This window comes from Flavobacterium sp. (genome assembly GCF_024305175.1).
Lineage (GTDB): Bacteria > Bacteroidota > Bacteroidia > Flavobacteriales > Flavobacteriaceae > Flavobacterium.
This window is the reverse complement of record NZ_JAMWYY010000054.1, coordinates 1-20,799: the sequence shown is the minus strand read 5'-3', so window position 1 is coordinate 20,799 and position 20,799 is coordinate 1. Positions and strand designations below refer to the sequence as shown.

The 20,799-nt window shown below is 43.4% G+C and carries 19 protein-coding genes and 1 tRNA gene; 3 read left to right on the top strand and 17 right to left on the bottom strand.

The genetic code is table 11. The features are described from left to right. Nucleotides 1-245: 245 nt before the first annotated feature. The 5 genes from Q0K96_RS11975 to Q0K96_RS11955 all read right to left on the bottom strand — a co-directional run bounded on the left by Q0K96_RS11975 (nucleotide 246) and on the right by Q0K96_RS11955 (nucleotide 4,639). The gene (locus Q0K96_RS11975; RefSeq protein ID WP_297334226.1) at nucleotides 246-599 is read right to left on the bottom strand and encodes a DoxX family protein; all 354 of its coding nucleotides are present in this window, start codon (nucleotides 597-599) and stop codon (nucleotides 246-248) included. 22 nt (nucleotides 600-621) lie between these two features. After that, the gene (locus Q0K96_RS11970) at nucleotides 622-1,524 is read right to left on the bottom strand and encodes a DMT family transporter (RefSeq protein ID WP_297334225.1); all 903 of its coding nucleotides are present in this window, start codon (nucleotides 1,522-1,524) and stop codon (nucleotides 622-624) included. 81 nt (nucleotides 1,525-1,605) lie between these two features. Then, nucleotides 1,606-2,775, bottom strand: a complete 1,170-nt coding sequence (locus Q0K96_RS11965; RefSeq protein ID WP_297334224.1) for a DUF1501 domain-containing protein — start codon at nucleotides 2,773-2,775, stop codon at nucleotides 1,606-1,608. Nucleotides 2,776-2,777: 2 nt separating this feature from the next. Beyond that, on the bottom strand, nucleotides 2,778-4,163 hold the full coding sequence (locus Q0K96_RS11960; RefSeq protein WP_297334223.1) for a DUF1800 domain-containing protein: 1,386 nt from the start codon (nucleotides 4,161-4,163) through the stop codon (nucleotides 2,778-2,780). Between the two features lie 68 nt (nucleotides 4,164-4,231). Beyond that, nucleotides 4,232-4,639, bottom strand: coding sequence for a DUF2721 domain-containing protein (locus Q0K96_RS11955; RefSeq protein WP_223053248.1), 408 nt, complete (start codon nucleotides 4,637-4,639; stop codon nucleotides 4,232-4,234). Nucleotides 4,640-4,737: 98 nt separating this feature from the next. Here Q0K96_RS11955 and Q0K96_RS11950 point away from each other — a divergent pair, with 98 nt between their 5' ends. Then, nucleotides 4,738-5,187: a GNAT family N-acetyltransferase gene (locus Q0K96_RS11950; RefSeq protein ID WP_297334222.1), complete on the top strand. Its 450-nt coding sequence runs from the start codon at nucleotides 4,738-4,740 to the stop codon at nucleotides 5,185-5,187. A gap of 85 nt (nucleotides 5,188-5,272) precedes the next feature. Next, on the top strand, nucleotides 5,273-5,809 hold the full coding sequence (locus Q0K96_RS11945) for a pyridoxamine 5'-phosphate oxidase family protein (RefSeq protein ID WP_297334221.1): 537 nt from the start codon (nucleotides 5,273-5,275) through the stop codon (nucleotides 5,807-5,809). Between the two features lie 53 nt (nucleotides 5,810-5,862). Here Q0K96_RS11945 and Q0K96_RS11940 read toward each other — a convergent pair. From Q0K96_RS11940 to Q0K96_RS11900, 9 genes are all read right to left on the bottom strand, one after another. Beyond that, nucleotides 5,863-5,936: transfer RNA gene (locus Q0K96_RS11940), tRNA-Thr, on the bottom strand. Between the two features lie 79 nt (nucleotides 5,937-6,015). Further along, nucleotides 6,016-6,282 carry a hypothetical protein gene (locus tag Q0K96_RS11935; RefSeq protein WP_223053250.1) on the bottom strand — a complete coding sequence of 89 codons (267 nt, stop codon included), beginning with the start codon at nucleotides 6,280-6,282 and terminating at the stop codon, nucleotides 6,016-6,018. Nucleotides 6,283-6,336: 54 nt separating this feature from the next. Beyond that, on the bottom strand, nucleotides 6,337-7,305 hold the full coding sequence (locus Q0K96_RS11930) for a type I phosphomannose isomerase catalytic subunit (RefSeq protein WP_297334227.1): 969 nt from the start codon (nucleotides 7,303-7,305) through the stop codon (nucleotides 6,337-6,339). Beyond that, nucleotides 7,302-7,712, bottom strand: coding sequence for a 6-carboxytetrahydropterin synthase (locus Q0K96_RS11925; RefSeq protein ID WP_297334220.1), 411 nt, complete (start codon nucleotides 7,710-7,712; stop codon nucleotides 7,302-7,304). The genes Q0K96_RS11930 and Q0K96_RS11925 overlap by 4 nt, the downstream gene beginning before the upstream one ends. 11 nt (nucleotides 7,713-7,723) lie before the next feature. After that, nucleotides 7,724-8,260 carry an isopentenyl-diphosphate Delta-isomerase gene (idi, locus tag Q0K96_RS11920; RefSeq protein WP_297334219.1) on the bottom strand — a complete coding sequence of 179 codons (537 nt, stop codon included), beginning with the start codon at nucleotides 8,258-8,260 and terminating at the stop codon, nucleotides 7,724-7,726. A 51-nt stretch (nucleotides 8,261-8,311) separates the two neighbouring features. Continuing rightward, a complete protein-coding gene (locus Q0K96_RS11915; protein ID WP_297334228.1) occupies nucleotides 8,312-8,434 on the bottom strand; it encodes a hypothetical protein in 123 nt (40 codons plus the stop codon). After that, nucleotides 8,374-8,529, bottom strand: coding sequence for a DUF2256 domain-containing protein (locus tag Q0K96_RS11910; RefSeq protein WP_297334218.1), 156 nt, complete (start codon nucleotides 8,527-8,529; stop codon nucleotides 8,374-8,376). Before Q0K96_RS11910 ends, Q0K96_RS11915 begins: the two co-directional genes overlap by 61 nt. Next, entirely contained in the window at nucleotides 8,477-9,811 is a 1,335-nt protein-coding gene (locus tag Q0K96_RS11905) for an AarF/ABC1/UbiB kinase family protein (protein WP_297334217.1), read from the bottom strand. Before Q0K96_RS11905 ends, Q0K96_RS11910 begins: the two co-directional genes overlap by 53 nt. A 9-nt stretch (nucleotides 9,812-9,820) precedes the next feature. After that, entirely contained in the window at nucleotides 9,821-10,483 is a 663-nt protein-coding gene (locus Q0K96_RS11900) for a TetR family transcriptional regulator C-terminal domain-containing protein (protein ID WP_297334216.1), read from the bottom strand. Between the two features lie 172 nt (nucleotides 10,484-10,655). Here Q0K96_RS11900 and Q0K96_RS11895 point away from each other — a divergent pair, with 172 nt between their 5' ends. Next, entirely contained in the window at nucleotides 10,656-10,886 is a 231-nt protein-coding gene (locus Q0K96_RS11895; RefSeq protein ID WP_297334215.1) for a hypothetical protein, read from the top strand. Here Q0K96_RS11895 and Q0K96_RS11890 read toward each other — a convergent pair whose 3' ends face one another. From Q0K96_RS11890 to Q0K96_RS11880, 3 genes are all read right to left on the bottom strand, one after another. Then, a complete protein-coding gene (locus Q0K96_RS11890; RefSeq protein WP_297334214.1) occupies nucleotides 10,887-12,440 on the bottom strand; it encodes an FAD-dependent oxidoreductase in 1,554 nt (517 codons plus the stop codon). It abuts the gene before it with no gap. Between the two features lie 88 nt (nucleotides 12,441-12,528). Continuing rightward, nucleotides 12,529-13,584, bottom strand: coding sequence for a DUF2891 domain-containing protein (locus Q0K96_RS11885; RefSeq protein ID WP_297334213.1), 1,056 nt, complete (start codon nucleotides 13,582-13,584; stop codon nucleotides 12,529-12,531). A gap of 115 nt (nucleotides 13,585-13,699) precedes the next feature. Next, nucleotides 13,700-20,695, bottom strand: coding sequence for a T9SS sorting signal type C domain-containing protein (locus Q0K96_RS11880; protein ID WP_297334212.1), 6,996 nt, complete (start codon nucleotides 20,693-20,695; stop codon nucleotides 13,700-13,702). Between the last annotated feature and the right edge of the window lie 104 nt (nucleotides 20,696-20,799).

Sequence of the window (20,799 nt, the reverse complement as noted above, 5' to 3'; positions counted from 1 at the left end):
CAATCGCTTCTTTATCCAGTTCTGTACGGTTCTTTTTCATCAGATGAAAAATTAAATCATGTAATAGTTTTAAATGTTTAAGATTTGTATTATCAATATTACTAAAAAAATTAATAGATGCAGAATGCAAATTTAATTTTTGCAGATTTTTTAAAAATCATGCATTGAAATAAGCCCGTGTTTAAAAATTTTTTAAAGACAGGTGGTTGCAGTGCAGTATGTATTATATTTTAAGCAAGTAGGCTTCAGGTATAAAGCCATGCCCAGTATATGAGTAAAAGCTGTAACGGCAGGCGCAGGTATAAAACCCACAATGGCAAACCAAAGCCTGCTTTTTTATTTACCGCCATATAAATATTGGCAGGAAAAACAGCTATGAGTAATACTATTATACCCCATGCGGCTGTTTCGCTACATTGCGGAACCATTATTAGCGCCCCTAAAACTACCTCTGCAGCGCCGCTTATCAGGTTCAGCGCTTTTGGGGCAGGAAAGGCCGGAGGTATAATCCGTTCATACATTTTGGGCTTCCTGAAGTGGTTAAGCCCTGCCAGTATGTAAAGTGCGCCCATTAAGTATAAGTGCCAGGGTAAAGGCATAAACAATCGGTTTTACCCAAAGTTACGCATTTTGTTTTTTGCGGATGCGGATATTCATGATTATAATTGCAGCAATAATAAGCACAATACCGCCCCATTGCAAGGCTGTTACCTTTTCATCTAATATTATGAAAGCCATCATTACCGATACGGGCAGCTCTAATGATGATACTATACTGCCAAGCCCCAGCCCGGTGTGCGGAAAACCCGCATTCATAAGCATAGGCGGGATGATGGTACCAAAAAGAGAAAGCAAAATGCCCCATTTTAAAAAAATGTCAGTATTAAAACTGCCCGTCCAGGTATAGGCTGCAAAAGAAAATACTATTACTGCACCACCCAAAAGCATATACAGGCTTCTCTGCGCGCTGGAAAGGTGCAGTGCTATACGGTTAGAGGTAAACATGGTAGTGGTAAAAGAAGCTGCAGCAAGCAGCCCCCACATAATACCGCGCCAGTCTGGGAAGGTGCTGCTCTCTATCAGATTAGTGGCAAGGGCCGTACCGGCGAGAACAATAACTGCTGCAACTACCTTGCGCCCTGAAGGGAAGGTACGGCTAAGGATGCCTTCCAGCACTACCCCCATCCAAACTGTTTGCATAAGCATTACTATGCCTATAGATACTGGTATGTATTTTACAGCGATATAGTAAAAAATACTTGTAAGTCCCAAAGATGTACCTGCAACCATAAGCTGCCTGATGTCTTTTCCTGTAGCTTTTGTTACTTCTCCCTTTTTACGGTTGCTTCTGAAAGCGTTTATTAAAAGTAGCCCAAGCAACCCCAGTATAAACTGAGATGATGTTACCTCGGCAGTTGTATAGCCCTCCCCATAAGCAAGCTTTACAAAAGTAGCGAGCATACCATAGCTGGTTGCGCCCAGGCCCACCATAAAAACACCTTTAAGCATATTTGTTTGCGACATCTTTACCCATTTAAAAAAGCGGGCAAAGATAGGATAATACGCTTAAAGCAGAAAGCCCGTAAGGTTAAATTCAACAATGCTTTAGAAGATGCCTGTTGCAGGGGCATTTTTAATACCAATTAAAGAAGGGTTAAAACTGAATTTATCTTTAAGCAGCGAGGCATATACACTCCTGAAATCTGTTTCATGCACCAGGTCGCCATTGGTATCAAGCGAAGAAAGGTTTGGGTTGCTGCCTATGTTCACACCCTTGTTTTTACCCCCTATTATAAACATTGGGGCTGCAGTGCCATGGTCAGTCCCCCCGCCGTTGTCCTGTACCCTCCTGCCAAATTCAGAGAAGACAACAATGGTAACCTCATCCAGCTTCCCGGCTCCTTTAATATCTTTATAAAATGCATATACGGCATCATTCAAGTCGGATAGTCTTGAGGCGTGTTCAGATAACTGCCTGCTGTGGGTATCAAAGCCATTTAATGATGTATAGTAAACACTTGTGTTGAGATCGCCTTTTATCAGCCTTGCTATCCATTCCAAATTTTTGGCAAGCTTAGACTGCGGATAAGAAACCTCTTGTGGCGGAGCCTGTTTATAAGCCCTTTCAAGCTCTTCAGAACCGTCTATGGCAGAAGCTGCAATCCTTCTCACAAAATCAAGCTGCGGATTTTCGGATAATTTCCCTGAACCGCCAACCACCTGTTTGGTATTAAAGTTAAGATTGTTCATGGTAAGGCTGTTCGGCTCTTCTCCCTTCAGGGCAAGGGTGTCAATATTATCTATATTAACCCCGCCCACAGGGTGGTGCTCTTTATAATGCTGGTCTAAAAAACGCCCCAGCCAGCCGTGGCTTAAAAATTCACTAGAGGAAGAAGCGGTTTCCCATATTTCCTGGCTCCTGAAGTGCGAGCGGTTAGGCTCGGGGTAGCCCACATTTTGTATAACGGTAAGGTTGCCCTGCTGCTGTATATCGGCAAAGCCCCTTAACGCCGGGTGAAACCCCATTTCGTTACTGCCGCTTATTACTTCTTTCTTATTAATTGCAACAGCAGGCCTGTACTTGTAATACAATTCGTCTTTATAGGGAATAAACGTATTTAGCCCGTCGTTACCGCCAAGCAGTTGTACAAAAACCAGGCAGTTACCGGGCTTAAAGCCGTTTTGCTGCACCGCATATTTATATAAAAAATCGGGCAGTACCACCAGACCCCCGGTACAGGTAGCTGTTATCTTAAAAAAGTTTCTCCTGTTCATAGCTATATAATTTGAAATTCGGGGGTTTTAACCATATAATTAAAAAGCCGTATAACAGCATTATCGGCACCCGGTGACTGTGGTTTAAAATCATATACCAGCATTTCTTCGAAATTTGGCTGAAGGCTGCCATCAGCAAAGGTTAAGACTCTTTGCTGTAAAGCGTTTATAACATCTTTGTTAGTGCCGCTATGCTGCCAGTTTAACTTTACCGCAAACCCTTCACTATGTTCATCATCCTTATCACCTACAGACCGCAGCATATTCCTGCTAAAGTTCCTGCCGTTGCAAAACATATCGGCCACCCTGTTACGCTGAACGTAAAGTTGTGCGGTTAGCCAATAGCTTCCGCCTTTCCATCCTTTAACATTTGGCTGGTTAAATAAGTCCATACCCTGCTGCCTTATAAACAAAGCCGTAAGCTTGTGGTTCTGCCCTTTTATGTTAAGCTCATCCAGAAGGTGCAGCATATAAGTAAGCGGGTCTTTTATTTTAGAACCTTCGGTTGGCTTGTTAAACTCTTCGGTCACCAGTTTTTTAAGGAACGGCTTTATCTCATAATTCTCCTTTCTAAGATAGTCGCCATATTTCTTTACCAATGCCTCGGGAGGGTTATCATAAATAAACCATTGCAAAAGCTTGCGGGTTATGTGATAAGGCGCGTTAGGCTGCCGGAAGATAATATCTACCATTTCATCACTTTTAAAAGTGCCTCTCTCGCCAAAATATTCGAACGTACCGTTAAACTCGTTTCGGGTTACATATACCGCGCCGTTATCTGCCGGGGTTAAGCCCGCAAGCCCTTTAGCACCTTCTTTAATGTCCTGTTCGGTATAATTACCCTCGCCCAGTGTAAACAGTTCTAAAAGCTCGCGGCTCAGGTTTTCATTAAAGCCTTTTGCTGTGTTTTTAGTATTATCAAGATAAACCACCATGGCATTAGAGCGCAGCACTTTCTTTGTAATGTCTTTAAAATTGCCAAAGGCATTTTCCCTGAAAAGACGGTTGTATTCGTAAAGCCAGTAGTTATTCTTTACTTTATCTCTGGTGGCGACAAAGTGGTTGTGCCAAAACAAAGCCATTTTTTCGCGTAGCGGATACTCGTCCTCCTCCATTTTGGCTATCCACCAGGCTTTCAGGGCAAAAAATATTTTACTGTCCTCTTGCCTCATCTCCCTGCCAAGCTGCCTGTCTTTATGCATTAACTGCCGCTTTGCTTTTATCTCTTCAATGGTTTTAGGCTCGTCTTCCAGAAAATGCGGCAGGCTGCTGCCCGGCTTTTGCTTAAATGATTGTTCCAGAAACCTCTCTGCTCCCAGCTTTCTTATTGCGGTGGCCTGCCTGCCCGAAAACCCCAGTCGAAGAGACCATACTACATTTTTATCCATAACAGCATTTTTTAAAAGTACCTAAGCTTTACAGTAAGACTTTTTTAAACGCCGATAGTTTAAAATAATTATGATTTTTTGCTGGCCTCTTCGGTTAAATCGCTGAGGTGTATCTGTAATGCCTTAACAGAAATTGATATTTCCCAAAAAGAAACGGCAAGCGAAATAAGCATAAGCAACAGGCTGAGACCGAATAAATAAGTACCCCAGTTATGTATATCAGAAAAAAGCAATGCCATGCTGAATACTGAGAAGAACAGGCTGAGCACGCCATACATCTGCATTTGCCTGATAAGCTTGAGGCGAAGGCTAAGATTCTTTATTTCCAAGAGTATGCTCCTTGTCTGGTTTTCCTGGTAATTCTTTTTAAGTCCGCGTACTATAGAAGCAACCGTTAAAAACCGGTTGGTATAAGCCAAAAGGATGAGCGAGGTGGCAGAAAATAACAGTGCGGGGGTTTCAAGAGCTATTGTCATAATATAAAATGCAGAAAATTATAATCAAAGATATTACAATTAGCTGACAACAGGTAAACTACCGGTATGGCTATTTTGTAATTTTACAGAAAAAAGCTATGTACACAATTGTAAGGACAACATCTGAAAATGAGCATTTCAGGGAATTGGTAAATGAACTGGATAAAGACCTGGCCATTCGTGATGGAGACGACCATGCTTTTTATGCCCAATTCAACAAAATTGACAGTCTTCAGCAGGTTGTAGTATTGTATGAAGGCACCGAAGCTATTGGCTGCGGAGCCATAAAAGAATATGATACAGGAACGGCGGAAGTAAAGCGGATGTTTGTAGCCCCCACACACAGGAACAAAGGTTATGCATCTGCAGTTTTAAAGGAACTGGAAAACATGGCAAGGCAGCTTGGCTACACAAAATGCATACTGGAAACAGGAATTAAGCAGCCTGAAGCTATTTCGCTATACCAGAAAAATGCCTATGCGGTTATACCCAATTACGGACAGTATGAAGGTGTAACCGATAGTATTTGTTTTTGTAAAACATTATAAATTACAGCCGTTACTTTATAAAATCCATAACATACAGGCGCCTTTATTTGGTTTACCTTTAGGTATAAACTAAAAAACAATTGTTATGGATTCTATTAACAGGGAACAGCCCGAAGATAATTTTAAAAACCTTGCCGGCACAGAGGCCCTTGAAAAAATAAGAGAACTGGCTAAGGCCGCAGGCTCATGCTTTTTTTGCACCCAAATGCGCACATCTCAGCCTTTTGACACACGCCCGATGGCTGCCGAAAAGATTGATGATGAAGGCAACTTCTGGTTTTTGAGTGCAGACGACTCTCACAAGAACAGCGAACTGGAAGCCGACCCAAGCACGCAGTTGCTCTTTCAGGGTGGGGCACACACTGATTTTATGACACTTTACGGAAAATCATACATCAGCAGGGACAAACAAAAAATTGATGAGCTTTGGGATCCGATGATGAAAACATGGTTTACCGAAGGCAAAGACGACCCGAGGATAACCGTTATACAATTTACACCTGAGCAGGGGTACTACTGGGATACTAAGCACGGCATGGCGATAGCGCTGCTTAAAAGGACTGTGGGAGCCATTAAAGGCGAAACCTATGATGACAGTATAGAAGGCAACATAAATATTTAGAAAGCCCCATATAAACAAAAAACGCTTCAGGAAACTGAAGCGTTTTTTTATTGAGCCGATGGAGGGACTCGAACCCACGACCTGCTGATTACAAATCAGCTGCTCTAGCCAGCTGAGCTACACCGGCAACTCAATTCGGGTGCAAATATAAACCTGAAACCTAAATTTGCAAAAAAATAACTGCAAATTTTTGCAGTTATTTTTTATTAAAGTGCATTGATTTTGTCAACCAGTTGTTTAGCAGACTGTTCAAATTCTGCATTAATTTTATTATAGTGCTCTTTTTTATTCTCTACACCTTTTTCGTTCACTTTTTTAATAAGGCTGTCAAAAGAAGCAATAGCCTCATCAATTAAAGCTTCGCTTTCTTTAGTCGGTTTTCCCTGCGCAGTCATTTCCCAAATGTAAACCGCTTCTATAATATCGCTGAATACGTAGTTAATGTCTTTTTTAAGGTTTTTTACACTTGCCATTTTCTGTATGTTTTAAATTTGGTACAAAATTATAATTTATCTCGTTTGCAACTGTTAAGAAATACATATTTCCAACAAAGTTGCATTGCCTTCAAGCACATATTGCTGCAAAGCAGCGGGTATAAGTATCGTATCACCCTTTTTAAAGCTGTATGTTTTACCTCCTGATTTAAAAGTAAAACTGCCTTCGGTACAAATATAAACCGTAAAGCTGCTGCCGTCTTTCTCTTCTTCTATAGTTCCTATAAGCGGCACGTATGACGTTGTAAAGTAAGGACAATCTACCATTACATTAGCCGTATTAGCTACATTGGTATACTCGCGTTTAGCATTTGTAGTGTTATAATTCATGGCATCAAGTGCCTGCTCTACATGCAGTTCGCGCCCCTTGCCATTTGCATCGGTCCTGTCCCAGTCATAAACCCGGTAGGTAATATCACTGGTTTGCTGAATTTCGGCAATCATAATCCCTGCGCCAATGGCATGTATTGTTCCTGTTTCCAGGAAAAAAACATCACCCGCTTTTACCTCAACCTCATTAAGTATATCGGTTAGGTTTTTGTTGTTAAGGTGCTCAATATATTCTTCAGGGTCTGATTTATGCTTAAAACCTACTATAATCCTTGCGCCCTCATCTGCCTGCATTACATACCACATCTCGGTTTTGCCGAAAGAATTATGGCGTTTTTGTGCCAGCTCATCATTTGGGTGCACCTGTATAGAAAGGTCTTCACGGGCATCGAGGAACTTAAACAACAAGGGGAACTGTATGCCAAACTGCGCCGAAAGCTTTTTACCCAATAAGGCCTCTTTATGGTTTTCGAGCAGGTTCGTTAAGGTTTTTCCGGCATAAGGGCCATTTTTTACCACACTTACGTCGCCTTCAACACCGCTAAGCTCCCAGCTCTCGCCGGTAGTCTTAAAGGGAATATCTTTACCGAGTACATCGCTAAGTTTTGTGCCCCCCCAAATCCTTTCTTTCATTATTGGCTCAAAAACCAGCGGATATAATTCCATGCTTATTCTCCTTTATACGTTACAAAATTCCTCGGGGTTTCATAAAGGGTTACCTCTACCTCCATCGCTGTATCAATACGCCTGCGTATCCTGTTCCAAATAACCACTGCAATATTTTCGGCAGTGGGGTTCAGGTCTTTAAAATCAGGCACATCAAGGTTAAGGTTCTTATGGTCAAAAGGTGCTTCAATCTCTTCATAAATAATATCCTTAAGCACCTTCATATCTATTACGTAACCGGTTTGCGGGTCTATTTCTCCTGTTACACTCACAATAAGGTCATAATTATGGCCATGAAAGTTAGGGTTATTGCATTTACCAAATACGCTGTTGTTCTGCTCATCCGTCCAGTCGGGCCTGTACAGCCTGTGTGCCGCATTAAAATGTGCTTTCCTGCTAACTGTTACTTTCATTGTTACTGCGTTTACTGTAAAGGAAATTTATGTTCTTCCAGGTAATGGTAAAACTCGTCAAATATTATCCTGAACCATACCGTGTAAATATCAGGATTAGCTTTCATATCCTGCCTTACCTCTTCTATGCCCATCCACTTCCAGCTCTCTGCCTCTTCCTTGTTTATGTTAGGTTCATCATCATAATAACCTATCATTACGTGGTCGAGTTCGTGCTCTGTAAGGCCATTATCAAATGGTGCTTTATAGATAAACGAAAACAGTTCTTTAAGTTCTGCCTGTATACCCATTTCTTCCATAAGCCTGCGTGTGCCGGCCTGTATGTTAGTTTCTCCTTCGCGTTGGTGGCTGCAGGTGGTGTTGGTCCACAACAGGGGCGAATGGTATTTATCAGCAGCCCGCTGCTGCAGCATGATTTCATTTTTAGAATTGAGTATAAAAACAGAAAACGCGCGGTGCAGCAATCCCTTTTCGTGGGCTTCCATTTTAGGCATAAGCCCCACCTGCTCGTCCTGCTCGTTTACCAGTATAACTTTTTCTTCAGACATAGTACTGTAATAGCTTTCAAAAATAAGAAATTATTTGCGGGATTAGCCCGATTAACTTTTTGTTAGCACTAATAAATAACGGTACAGGCTTTGGCCTGTACCGTTTGTTGTTATTAAGACTGCTTCCTGCACCTTTCGCTGCAGTATTTTACGTTCTCCCAGTTCTTCTCCCATTTTTTACGCCAGGTAAAAGGTTTACCACAGCCAACGCATAGTTTAGAGGGCAGATAAGACTTGTTGCCCTTGTGGGAGGTATTTCCTGAAGGCATATATATCTACTTTTGCTTTTATATCGAACAGCAGGCTGTATAACCCGAAAAATGTACGGTTTACATATATAAAATGCTTGCTGCCCCTGTTAGTATTCATCTTGCGGATATTCTTATCGTTAGCAAAACGCTCGCTAAGCCCAGCTATTGCATTACTGAAGCCCTCATGCGAAAAATCGAAATGCTCATGGCGGTAAGGCTCTACAAACACATTAAGCAGTTCTTGGAACAATGCCTTAAAATAGTCAAACTCTTTAGGTTCATCATCAGGTTTAAGCACATCAAGTGTAATAAGCCTCTCTGTAAACCTTTCATCATTGGCCAGTGTTTCGGGCTGTATAAGGTCAAAATAGGGTTCATAAAACTCCTGCGGCAGCGCTTTCATACAGCCAAAATCAATTGCAATCAAGTTGTTATCTGCATCTACCAAAAAGTTACCCGGGTGAGGGTCAGCATGAAATTTATGCAGCCCGTGTATCTGGAACATATAAAAATCATACAGCGCCTGCCCTACTTTATTGCGTTCTTCCTGTGTGTGCTCTTCTTTACACCATTCAGAAAGGTGCTTGCCCTGCATCCAGTCCATAGTTATAATCTTCTCGCACGATAATTCAGGATAGTATTTAGGAAATGCAATATTCTCGAGCACACTGCAATCTTTACGGATAGCTTCGCTCTGCTGCAGCTCCAGTGTATAATCAGTTTCCTCCATCAGCTTGTCTTCCACTTCCTGAAAGTACTCATCGCTGGTGCCTTTAAGGTTAAACATGCGTAACGCTATGGGCTTTACAAGGGCAATATCTGTACCTATACTTTCGCGCACTCCGGGGTATTGGATTTTTACCGCAAGGTTTTTACCGTTTTTCCGGGCACGGTGCACCTGCCCTATACTTGCTGCATTTATACTTTCAGGCTCAAACTCATCAAAAAGTACATGCGGCTCGCAGCCAAAGTATTTTTTAAAGGTTTTCATAACCAGCGGCGCCGAAAGCGGCGGTACGCTGAACTGGCTTAACGAGAACTTTTCTACATAGCTTTGCGGCAGCAGATTCTTCTCCATGCTAAGCATCTGTGCTACTTTAAGCGCACTGCCCTTAAGCTCTTTAAGGCCGTCATAAATATCTGTAGCGTTGCTTTCATGCAGGCTGTCTTTGGTAAGCTCGGGGTTTACCATTTTTTGACCGTAGTACTTTATGTAATTCCCCCCTATTTTTACACCGGTATGCACAAGTTTTGTAACCCGCTCAATTTTATTGGTGGGGATTGAATCTAATCGTTTCATAAATTTGGCTTAAGCTGTGAATTTTTCTTTCCAGATGAATTTGCCCAGGTCGAACAGGCTTTGCAGTGGTGTGTTGTACACCAGGTCTGAAGATGCCTTAACCGATTTTTCTATAAATACATCTGTTTTTTCGAAACCGGGCGATGTGTCCTGCATCCAGAATTTAAAGATGGACAGGAACTGTAGCCACGCGGCTTCTTTAAGTGCTGTTCCCTGCGCTTTGTCGGCGCGCTCATTCTGTATATCGAAAGGCTTTTCAAGCACCGATGAGGTATAATCTGTAAATGCTTTACGGAATTCTTTCAGCTTAAGCAGGTTACGGAGGCGGTGGTTGCCGTCGCCCATCAGGTACATTATAAAGCTGCGGTTTGCAGTGGCAAGCTCAAAGAAGGTAAAGTGGAATGCCGAGAGCTTTTGCGTTCCGTCATATTCAGGATAGGCGGGCGACTGGTGTAGCATTTCAAGCGTATAATCAAACATTTCCTTAAAATACTGGTGCTCTAAAGCATCAAATGATGCAAAAAACCTGTAAAATTCTGCCTCTTCATAACCATTGTCTTTTGCAAACTTATAAACAGTTGCGGGTCTTGTGCCATGCGAAAGGCAATAGTCGGTATATTGTTCTATAATATCACTTTTAGTTGCTGCTTTCTTTATCTTTTTTGTAGCCATAATAGTAAATTTTATACTACAAATTTAAACAACAACCATGCAACAAACTTCTGAACGCCTGTTAATTATCGTTCAAAAATTTTGAAAGTTATAAGATGGTTTTGGCTATTCTTTAAAACAGTTTCACGTTGATAAAACGTAACTTTATACTACTAACCTAAAGAACCTGATTATGAAGATGACAACCATATTTTTAGCGGCTGCACTGCTGTTTGCGGGTCTTAGCTGCAAGGACGGCAAAAAAGACGAAAACATTACCGTAACCACAACCGAAGAAGTAAAACGCACTGACACCCTGAACGGACACGTGCGAACTACAACCGCAGTAACAAGGACAGTGGAAACCGACACCACCGAAACGGAAATAACTACCGGGAATGTTGAACTGGAACCTGTTGAGTAATTAAAGGCATTTTAAAGCGCATTTCTCTCCGTCTATTGCGGCTGAGATAATGCCGCCTGCATAGCCCGCGCCCTCACCGCATGGGTACAGCCCTTTTACCTGCACATGCTGCAAGGTATCTGGGTCGCGCGGTATGCGAACGGGCGATGATGTTCTTGACTCAGGTGCGTGCAGTATAGCATCATTGGTTAAGTAGCCCCGCATTGCCTTACCGAACTCTTTAAATCCTTCGCGCATGGTTTGGGTTAAAAAGCCCGGAAAAACCTGCCCTAGTTCTACAGGCGTTGTGCCCGGCACATATGAGGTTTTGGGAATATCAGCCGATATTTTGCTTTGCGTAAAATCAACCATGCGTTGCGCGGGTACACGCTGTGTTTCGCCTGCAAGGTGCCACGCCTTTTGCTCTACCGCTTTTTGGAACTCAAGCCCTGCAAGTGCCCCAAATTTAGCATAGGGTTTAAAATCTTCGAGTTTTAGCTCTACCACTATACCCGAATTTGCTGTTTCCTGGTCGCGCTTGGATGGCGACCAGCCATTTGTAACCACCTCGCCAGGACTGGTAGCACATGGTGCTATAACGCCACCGGGGCACATGCAAAACGAATACATACCCCTGCCGCTTACCTGCTTTACAATGGCATAAGGGGCAGGTGGCAGGTAATAGCCACGTCCGGTAGTAAAATCGCAACTGTACTGTATACTGTCTATCAGCTTTTGCGGATGCTCGGCCCTAACACCCAATGCAAAAGGCTTCGCTTCTATATATATTTTTTTGCGGTCGAGCATTTCGAAAATATCCCTTGCCGAGTGCCCTGTGGCAAGGATTATCTTATCTGCTTTAATGATATCACCATTTTGCACCTGAACACCCTGTACAGCATTCTCTTTAACAAGAATATCTGTTACGCGAGTATCAAACAGTACCTCGCCACCAAACTCTTTTATTTTTTCGCGCATCTGCTGAATTATCTTCGGCAGCTTATTAGTACCTATATGCGGATGTGCCTCTACCAGTATATCAGGCGATGCGCCAAATGCTACAAATAACCGTAGTATGCGGTCAACATCGCCACGCTTTTTAGATCGGGTATATAATTTACCATCAGAGTAAGTGCCTGCCCCGCCTTCGCCAAAACAGTAGTTAGAATCTTCGTTAACAATATGGTCGCGGTTAATGGCTTTAAGGTCGCGCCTGCGCGCCTGTACATCTTTACCACGCTCTATTACAACAGGTTTAAGCCCTAACTCAATGAGCTGCAATGCCGCAAAAAGCCCTGCCGGACCCGCCCCTATCACAATTACCTCTTTTGCATTACTCACATCTTTATAATCAGGCAGTGCCAAAGGCTGCTCATTATACTCCTCATTATAATAAACGGCAACCTTCAGGTTTATTTTAACGGCTTTCTGGCGGGCATCTATACTGCGCTTAAGCATGGCAATATGCCTTATCTCATTTGGGTTTACATGCATTAGTTTTGCAACGTGGGCAGTAAGCAGTGGCATTTGCCCGGCAACCTCCGGTGCAACCTGTATTTGTAACTCTCTTGGCATGCCGCAAAAGTAAATAATTTGTTTAAGGTTTCAAGTTCTAAGTTTAAGACTGAATATTCATTATCAGGCTTAAGTCCTGCTTTGAAGATTATTGTGCTTTTTCCTCAAAAGCATGAAGGGCAAAACTTGCCAGCCAGTGCTCTCCTTCATAGTTACCATCTACAATAGCGGGTAACGAATAGGTAAGGTGCTTATTTGCCAGCGCGGAAAGATGTCCTAGTTGTTTAGGGTATTCTTTGGCAAGGCGGTAAAAATTCCAGGCACGGCTAAAGTTAAGCCCGTCTAAATGCACCAGGTGGCCATCCTCCCTGTCTGATACTTTACCCGGCTCCCAGTCATATTTTTTACTGAAAATGGCAGGTGCAAAATCTTTAAGCCATTTTAAAAATTCATCCTTTGGCATGATACGCTGCATGATACCGATTTCCTCAAGGCAGGGCGACAGGAAGTCGGTTCCGCTTGGCTCCCACCCAAATGGGCAGTTTTCATCATTTTTAAACAGGCGCAGGGCATTATCCCTGATGCTGTTTTGCAGTGCAGTGTGACTGGCATGCACGGCATAATCCCACGCGAATGACATACCGAAAGCGGTATTGCTGTGCGTGCCCACCCGCAGTGCATAATTGAGTTTTGGCAGGAATTCTATATACCTTTCGGCAAGCAGGTTGGTTAGCGGCTGTAAATTCGCAGCAAGTTGTTTTGCGAAAGGTTCATTATAGGTATCAAGTTCCTGTTGCAGCTTTAACAGCCATGCCCAGCCATAGGTACGCTCATAAGACTTTTCGTGTTTTTTATTGAAGTAGGCTACCTCTTGTGCAATATTTTCAGCAGAAAGGTTTGTTTTCAGTTTACCGATTATTTCTTCCCTCCTGTCAAGGTCAGGAAAGTGCTTCAGTAAATAAACAAGGCTCCAATGCCCGTGTACCGATGAGTGCCAGTCAAAACACCCGTAAAATGCCGGATGCAGCACTTTAGGGCCCGCCAGTTCTGTCGAGTCGGCTAAAAGCTGGCTGAGCTTGTTAGGGTATTCCTGCTGCATGCATTTCAGCGGCAATCCGGCCAACCCATTAGCTCGCTCTAAGGTAAGCTCCTGCGCCGAGGCAAATGCACTTATAAGTAAAATGGAGAATAAAGTTATTTTCATCTTTTAAAAGGTCTTTTTCAAATATAGGTTTTTTTGAATAATGCTTGTAAGTACTCAAATCAAAATTCCCGGCCATAAGCCGGGAATTATAAGGGGGAGAAAGCAAAAATGTAAATTAATATACAATCTTTTTAGTTACTCTTCCTTTTTCTGTTGTAATGTTTAGTATCAACATCTGCTGTTGCGACACCAGGTCGGATATCTCTGTTTTAACATCATTAATTCCGTTCCTGCTGTATAGCAGCCTGCCCCTTACATCGAATATTGCCATATCTGTAATTTCTAAATTACCTCCGTCAATGGTAATAACACCATTGTTCTGGTAAACCACAACACGGTTGTTATCCAAAACCGGGTTATCCGTACCAAGCGCCTGCGGCACATACCAAACTTCAAACCTGTCATTCACAATACCTGCTTCTGTGCTGAACTCGTAGTCAGAAAGTTTAAGGTTAGTTACCGTGTTTAGTAAGTTATCCTTCAGGAAAATATCCTGCCCCTGAAGGAAAAGACCGTCAACATGGTCAAGCGTAATGGTATAAACGCCCCCATCTGTAATCCTGATACCTACAGGTACTACATCAGCAGGTGTAAATGTACCCCTTGCCTGTACGGCAAGTTCTTCATTTGCAGCAAGTGTATAAACCGCCACAGCCCCATCGGTGCTGAATGAACGCCCGTCCCATCCATAATCAATGCCAAGTGTGGTTTCATTATTATAAGCAATGGCCGCCTGCTTAAACTCTCCGTTAGTACCGGTTATGTTTAACCACAGGCGCGAAATGGCAGGTTCATCATTATTATTTTGCCCTGTCCTGAAAAACTGTCCGTTGTTAACGGCGCGCCTCATGCTGTTGGTAAACTCCAGTGTACCGCCCTGTGCCTGCACAAAGAAGCCCTGACCAGAATTTATAACCCATTCCGAAGGGTCGCCAACAAATGCATCGCCACCCACATCTCCGCCCGGAGCCGTGTTTGCTGTGTATGCCGCTTTGGTTATAGTTGCATAGGTTGGTGATGATGCTGTTATATCATTACGCTTCCTGAAGAAGTAAAGCGCTGAAGCCTGGTCTATTGTCCCAATGTTTATATCAAAGAAATCATGGATGTTGATTGGCGACGGATATGGGTTACCCACCATATTGTATCCGTTAGCTGTAACCTGCATAGGTACCGGTATGTATCCGTTATTAGGTACACCTTCAAACTGGCCCGTCCACTCTTGTCCCGGTGTGCCTGCGCTGTAAACAACCCAGTCATTTGGCATACGGATAAGATAACCCCTACCCGGAATGAACTCATTTACTGCAGGCACCATAGAGGTATAAATATCCTGAGACTCACTGTAGTCATAAAAACGGTTAGGAACCGTGTTTGGTGAGAAATCAAGCAGGTTTTGCCCCCTTACCGGAGACGACCATATTGTATAATCGAGCCTGTAAAGCGGCGAACTGTTCTTGATAACAGTTATTTCTCCCGAATTAGGCACATCATCAATCTGGATAAGATTTGCGTTATCCTCTATGGTGTAAGTACCTCCGTTATTGGTAACAGCACCCTGAAGTGTAACGTTATTACCTGAAGTTACTGTAACATTTACCCCCGGCTCTACCTGTATGCTGCACGCTTCTATATCAGCGTTTATTACATAATCAGCCGCAAAGATAAGTGCAAGCCCCGGTGCAGGGGTACCGTTACTCCAGGTTGTACCGTTCCAGGTTGTTGAGGCTGTAGTAATAGTTATCGGGTCGGTAAATACCTCATCACAAGAACCGCTTTGCACTACTGCTCTTATATAAACAGTACCTGTTATCATACCAATCTCCTGGCTGGTAAGTGTCGGGGTTGTATTATTTATGAATACAGATGTGCTGAAATCATTATCATCAGAAACCTCCCAGCGCACTACGTTGCCTGTATAGCCTGAAAGCGTTACAGGATCTTCGGCCATACCGGAGCATGATGTCTGATTACCTGAAAGCACACCGGCCTCCGGTGCCTCTGTTACTTCTATTTCGGCAGCGTCTGTAGCTGTAATACCGTTTGCGTCCCTTACTGTAAGTATATAGTTTGTTGTGCCGGCAGTAGTTGTTGGCGGTGTTGCCGTTGCAGCACTGCCTAAACCGCCTGACCATTCGTAAATGTAAGGAGGCGTACCGCCTGTTACGTTAGAAGACAAGGTTACCTCATCACCTTCGCAAAAAGTACCTTCTCCTACTATGCTTACTGCCACATCCTGTGCCGCAATAGCTGTAAATACAGAAGTTTGCCCCGGTGTAAGTATAGCGCCTGCCGCTGTAAGCGTGTTGCCGCTAAGTACTGTATATTTTTCCCAGGGGTTGGTTACCTGGTTAAAAGCACCGTCAAGCTGGGCAGCGCTAAGGTTACTTTCCCCGCCTACTGCATCGCCTGGTACATACTGCGCCGTAATAGTAGCTGCAGCGCCTGTTATGCCGTTTTGCGTAACATTCCAGTACCTGGTCAGGTAGGCCGGTGTGCTGTAGTTATCAGGGTGTACAGCATCGCGAACATTTACTGCTACTGTTGCATTACTAAACGATCCTGAAAGTATCTCAACCGTTATTGGAGAGTATGTAGTATTGCTGGTTTTTTCGCCAATTGGATAAAAATAAGAGCCTGCTGCTGTAAATGGCCTTATGAGTTCGCCTTCTCCGTCTGCAACTATCATTGTAGTGGCAGAGAAGTTACCGGCTACTGCATTGGCACCCAGCGTTAAATCATAAGCCCCAAGATTTAACAAACCTGATGTTAGCGTTAATGTTCCTGACACCCCTGCATTTGCAGAAAGGTATGTTTCGCCCGTAGTTTTATTAATTGTAAAATTACTTAATTGCGGCGATACTGTACCGCCAAGGTACTGCTCATCTATACCATTGAAATTTACAGCAGTTGATGCAAAACTTACTGTTTGGTTGGTCAGGAGGTCTCCCGCTATATTTAATGTTGACGGAAGCGTAGCGCCTGTACCGCTGATTATAAGGTTATGATAGGCTGTAAGCGCACCGTTAGGTGTAATAACCGTTTGGTTAGTGCCGGTATATTCTACAGTATTTTCTACTGAGCCTACAAATAAAGAGCCTGTGTTGGTTATCTGTCCTGCTATACGCATTACATTGCCTGTTACTGCCCTTAATGATGCGCCCGAAGCTACAGTCAGGTTATTAAAGTTGGTTTCACCACCAATTGTGGCATCAAGGGCTGTAAAGGTTACAGTACCATTGCCGGGGTTAAAGGTACCGTTGTTAATCCATGCACCTGTAACGCCTGTTATAGTTAGTTGCGAACCTGTTGGGGTATTCAGTATACCTCCGGCCTCTATCGTTAATGTACCTATTGTAACACTGCTGTTAAGTATAGGGTCGTTAGGTGTAGTACCAGCATTCGGAATAATAACTTTGGTATTATCAGATGGCGTTGCATTAGGTGTCCAGTTGGCAGCGGTTGTCCATGAATCGCTTTGCGATCCATTCCATGTGGCAACCTGGTTTTGAGACTGCGCAAGTGTAAGTTCGCGGTTACCGAATGTTGAATTGAAGAAAGCCACATTTACATTGGTAAGCTCAACCCAGTTTTCGGTAGTATTAAAGTTAGACCTGCCCTGCTCTATTAACTGTAATGGCGATGTTACCACAACCCAGTCAACCAGCCTGTTTTCAATATTGCCGTTAAGCTCACTGTCTAAATAATGAGAACTTATTACTGCTTTTGTACCGGAGCCTCCCGTTTGTATAAAATCATAAGTACGCAAAATACCGTCAGGTTTGCCCGCAGGAGCGCTGCCAAGCGTTATCCTGATACTCATAGAAGTTGGCAGTGTGCCTACCGCCGGGAAGAATATCGAGGTTGTAGGGTGTCCGAATGTATATAGTTTATTAGCGACAATTCCGGTATTCCTTGTAACGGTACCGCTCACATCTCCCGTACCCGTGTTTGCCGCATTAGGCCCCATAAATAAGGTATTGGCGCCTGTAGTGAAGCTACCCACAGTAGCCGAAGGGTTTGCATTAGGCAGATTAAGGTCGCCGTTAACCGTTACATTGCCCGAGGCTGCTGCACCCCCGGTAGTTGCAACCGTTACATTATTATAAGTACCGCCCGGAAGTGTCTGCGCTGCTGTGGCAGCATTTAGTATTACAGTTCCTGTGCCGCCCCATGTTCTTCCTGATGTAAAAGGTGTGCTGCCGGTATTTTGTGTCGTTATGGTACCATTGTTTACAATAGTGGATAGCGAACCGGTAAGCGTACTTGTACCCAAAGCCAGTGTTTGAGAGGCATCAATAGTAAGTGTGCCGTTAACGGCAAGGTTATTTGCGGCTGTAACCGTGTTGTTATTAGTTGTATTTACAGTAAATGCGTTGAATGCATTAGTGGTTCCCGGCGTTGCCTGGTTAAAACTTAGTGACGGGCTGGTATTACCTGTAACCACAAGGTTAGAGGAAGCGCTTCCTCTTAAGCCCCCTGCTGTGGTGTTGGTAACAGTACCCGCTAAGGTAAGTGTGTTGCTGCCAACAGAAAGCCAACTGTTATTTAGAAAAGTAACGTTGCCCTGCACGTTAACATCTCCCGAAAGCTGGGTGTTACCTGCAACGGTATAGTTTTGTGCTGTGCCATTAAAATCTGCAAAAGCAGTTGTTGGATTAGCAACAATTACAACATCATCAAGTGCAATTTCATCATAATTTGTTCCTGAAACGCCACTTAGCGTCCATCTTAAATGGTAATAATTGTTAGATGTTACATTTATACCTGTAATAGTAACTACTTTATAATAGGCTTTCCAACCCGGCACCTCGTCGGGTGTTGTGGCAGTTGTTTCATTTATAGAAGCGATATTTGTATATGTGCCATTAGCACTTGAGGCGTGGCTGAAATTAAAGCTGTTAGAGCCTGTTTCATCGTTATATACATATACTTTATATCCTACGCTTAATGATGTTATGGCGGCGCCTGTCTGGTTCTGGAACCTGAAGGTTACTGTACCGGGTGCAAAATCGGCAGGGGCAGCCTGTATGCCCAGGGCATAATTACCCGGTGCTACTTCAAAACCGTATAGCCCTGCGTCTGTAACCCCACCTTCAGATGAGCCACTGTCATAAGCTGTATCCTCGTTATTATTACCCCCGAAGTTTATGGCACCATCCGCAAATCCTGAAAATGCCCATGAGTATGAGTTAAGCTCACCCTGCTCAGGTACACTACCAACACCGCCTCCCATAAAAGCACCGTTGTTTACGCCATCTACAGTAGTATCAAAATTTATCCTGTAAGCTGTGTTTGCAGTGGTTACCTGCAGGCCAAGTGGCGCGTTAAGCGTTAGCCTGCTGCCCGTAGCCGGTGATGTGGTGCGGTAGTTTTGGGTACCGCCGCTGCCGTTATATTCATAAACAGCCACATGATAGGTTGTTGCCGCAGTTAAGCCTGTAACTGTTACAGATGATGCACTGCCTGCATAAACCACATAGTTACCTGTACCCAGTTGAGAGCCTGAGCCAAATGTTGCCGAAGCGGTATAATTAATACCATCCGCGGGGGCAGTATCTACAGCACTGCCGGAACGTATTACAACAAGCCTTTCTGCTCCGTTGCCGTTAGTCCAGTTAACTGTAAATGATGAAGCACCCACATTTGTAAAGTTTACCCCTGTAGCCGAAACAGAAGGCTCTGCTGCCAGTACCTTGCCCGATACTGCAACAAGCCTGTTTGCAGCACTTGTTGTGCTTACTGTAATGTTATCCGAATAAATGCCTGCCACGGCAGATGCTTTTAGCCTTGCATATACAGTTACAGGCTGCCCTGTTAGCGTTGTTCCTGAACGTGGTAATATAATAGCATCAGCATAGCCTGATGCGGCTGACGTGGAAACTTCAAAATTAGCAGGGGCTGTAACCGTAACATCATTAGTAAGGTTAGCTCCGCTCACGGTAAACGTTTGTGATGAGGATGCCGTACCCGTTACGGTTGTTACAGATGGCAGTGCCGTAGTAGATGTGATTATAGACGGAACAAGTTGCGGATTTATTGTAAAAATAATACTGTTTGAAACAGCCGTACCGTTTGCCACCGTTACACTTGCAGTACCTTCCGAAGCTATATCTGTAGTGGTTATGGTTGCCGTTATCTGCGTAGGCGACACATAATTGGTAATACGGTTAGAGCCATTCCAACGGACAAGGCTGGATGGCGTAAAGTTTTCTCCGGTAACTGTTAAAGTAAACTGCCCAGATCCTGCTACCGCAGCTGCAGGAGATATTGATGTGATTACCGGTTTTTCTACTGTAACCGATATATTGTCAAATAAGGCATTTTGATTATTTTTTGTAGATGCATTCCAAAATGCTCCTAAAAGTGGCAGTGCCGTGCCTGTACTTGCATTGTTAGTTACAGTACCCTGAGATGTGAAATTACCTGTAGAAGGCTCCTGAAAAGCACCACCATCATTACGGAGATAAAGCTGCCATTGGTTGTTGGACGGATTATAAGTTACCCTTACACTTAAATACTGGTTACCAAAATCAGTAAAACCGGCAGCACCGGATGCCAATAGTGTAGTATTGGTACGTATACCCGCAGTATATCTTATAAGACGTACAGGGTCGGTCTTACCGCTGTTACCAAGCAATATCGCATAGCCGGTACCTGTTGTGGCAGTTGTGTTTGATGTTCCTGCCAATACAAATACTGAAGCATACAATCCGCTTCCGGGACCGGAAGGGTTAGAGCGCTGCTGCCTCATATTAAAATTCCATGTAACAAGCCCGGGATTACTGCCCAGTATTGTATTATAGGGGGTAGTAAAATTTGATGTACTTGTATAGGCTAAAATCCAGCCATTTACGTTTGCTGCACCCGACGCATTGTTTGTAAGGGTTAGTAACCCTGAATTGATACGGGCGCCAAGGTCATTACCACTTCTCAGCATCGACCATGTAGGGCTGCTGCCAATAGCGCCGTTTGATGTTGTAAAAGATGTACCTGCCGAGGTACTGAAAGCGTCGCTAAAAACAATTTCCTGGCTCTTTGCATTACTGCAGATAAGCAGGAAAAGAAATGTAGCAGCACCCAAAATGTAGTTGCGTAATTTTTTAATCATACATTCAAAATTTAAATAATTTTCACCTAAACTAATTCTAATATAAAAATTCAAAAAAAAATATTGGCTTTTTTTAACATATATTCACACATATTAACGATTTA

What these genes read in the sequence shown, in the direction of transcription:
- Q0K96_RS11965 (WP_297334224.1), bottom strand. Translation starts at nt 2,775, where the DNA reads ATGAACAGGAGAAACTTTTTTAAGATAACAGCTACCTGTACCGGGGGT.
- Q0K96_RS11950 (WP_297334222.1), top strand. Translation starts at nt 4,738, where the DNA reads ATGTACACAATTGTAAGGACAACATCTGAAAATGAGCATTTCAGGGAA.
- Q0K96_RS11905 (WP_297334217.1), bottom strand. Translation starts at nt 9,811, where the DNA reads ATGAAACGATTAGATTCAATCCCCACCAATAAAATTGAGCGGGTTACA.
- Q0K96_RS11960 (WP_297334223.1), bottom strand. Translation starts at nt 4,163, where the DNA reads ATGGATAAAAATGTAGTATGGTCTCTTCGACTGGGGTTTTCGGGCAGG.
- Q0K96_RS11895 (WP_297334215.1), top strand. Translation starts at nt 10,656, where the DNA reads ATGAAGATGACAACCATATTTTTAGCGGCTGCACTGCTGTTTGCGGGT.
- Q0K96_RS11880 (WP_297334212.1), bottom strand. Translation starts at nt 20,695, where the DNA reads ATGATTAAAAAATTACGCAACTACATTTTGGGTGCTGCTACATTTCTT.
- Q0K96_RS11955 (WP_223053248.1), bottom strand. Translation starts at nt 4,639, where the DNA reads ATGACAATAGCTCTTGAAACCCCCGCACTGTTATTTTCTGCCACCTCG.
- Q0K96_RS11945 (WP_297334221.1), top strand. Translation starts at nt 5,273, where the DNA reads ATGGATTCTATTAACAGGGAACAGCCCGAAGATAATTTTAAAAACCTT.
- Q0K96_RS11915 (WP_297334228.1), bottom strand. Translation starts at nt 8,434, where the DNA reads ATGGGAGAAGAACTGGGAGAACGTAAAATACTGCAGCGAAAGGTGCAG.
- Q0K96_RS11970 (WP_297334225.1), bottom strand. Translation starts at nt 1,524, where the DNA reads ATGTCGCAAACAAATATGCTTAAAGGTGTTTTTATGGTGGGCCTGGGC.
- Q0K96_RS11900 (WP_297334216.1), bottom strand. Translation starts at nt 10,483, where the DNA reads ATGGCTACAAAAAAGATAAAGAAAGCAGCAACTAAAAGTGATATTATA.
- Q0K96_RS11885 (WP_297334213.1), bottom strand. Translation starts at nt 13,584, where the DNA reads ATGAAAATAACTTTATTCTCCATTTTACTTATAAGTGCATTTGCCTCG.
- Q0K96_RS11925 (WP_297334220.1), bottom strand. Translation starts at nt 7,712, where the DNA reads ATGAAAGTAACAGTTAGCAGGAAAGCACATTTTAATGCGGCACACAGG.
- Q0K96_RS11910 (WP_297334218.1), bottom strand. Translation starts at nt 8,529, where the DNA reads ATGCCTTCAGGAAATACCTCCCACAAGGGCAACAAGTCTTATCTGCCC.
- Q0K96_RS11890 (WP_297334214.1), bottom strand. Translation starts at nt 12,440, where the DNA reads ATGCCAAGAGAGTTACAAATACAGGTTGCACCGGAGGTTGCCGGGCAA.
- Q0K96_RS11935 (WP_223053250.1), bottom strand. Translation starts at nt 6,282, where the DNA reads ATGGCAAGTGTAAAAAACCTTAAAAAAGACATTAACTACGTATTCAGC.
- idi (WP_297334219.1), bottom strand. Translation starts at nt 8,260, where the DNA reads ATGTCTGAAGAAAAAGTTATACTGGTAAACGAGCAGGACGAGCAGGTG.
- Q0K96_RS11975 (WP_297334226.1), bottom strand. Translation starts at nt 599, where the DNA reads ATGCCTTTACCCTGGCACTTATACTTAATGGGCGCACTTTACATACTG.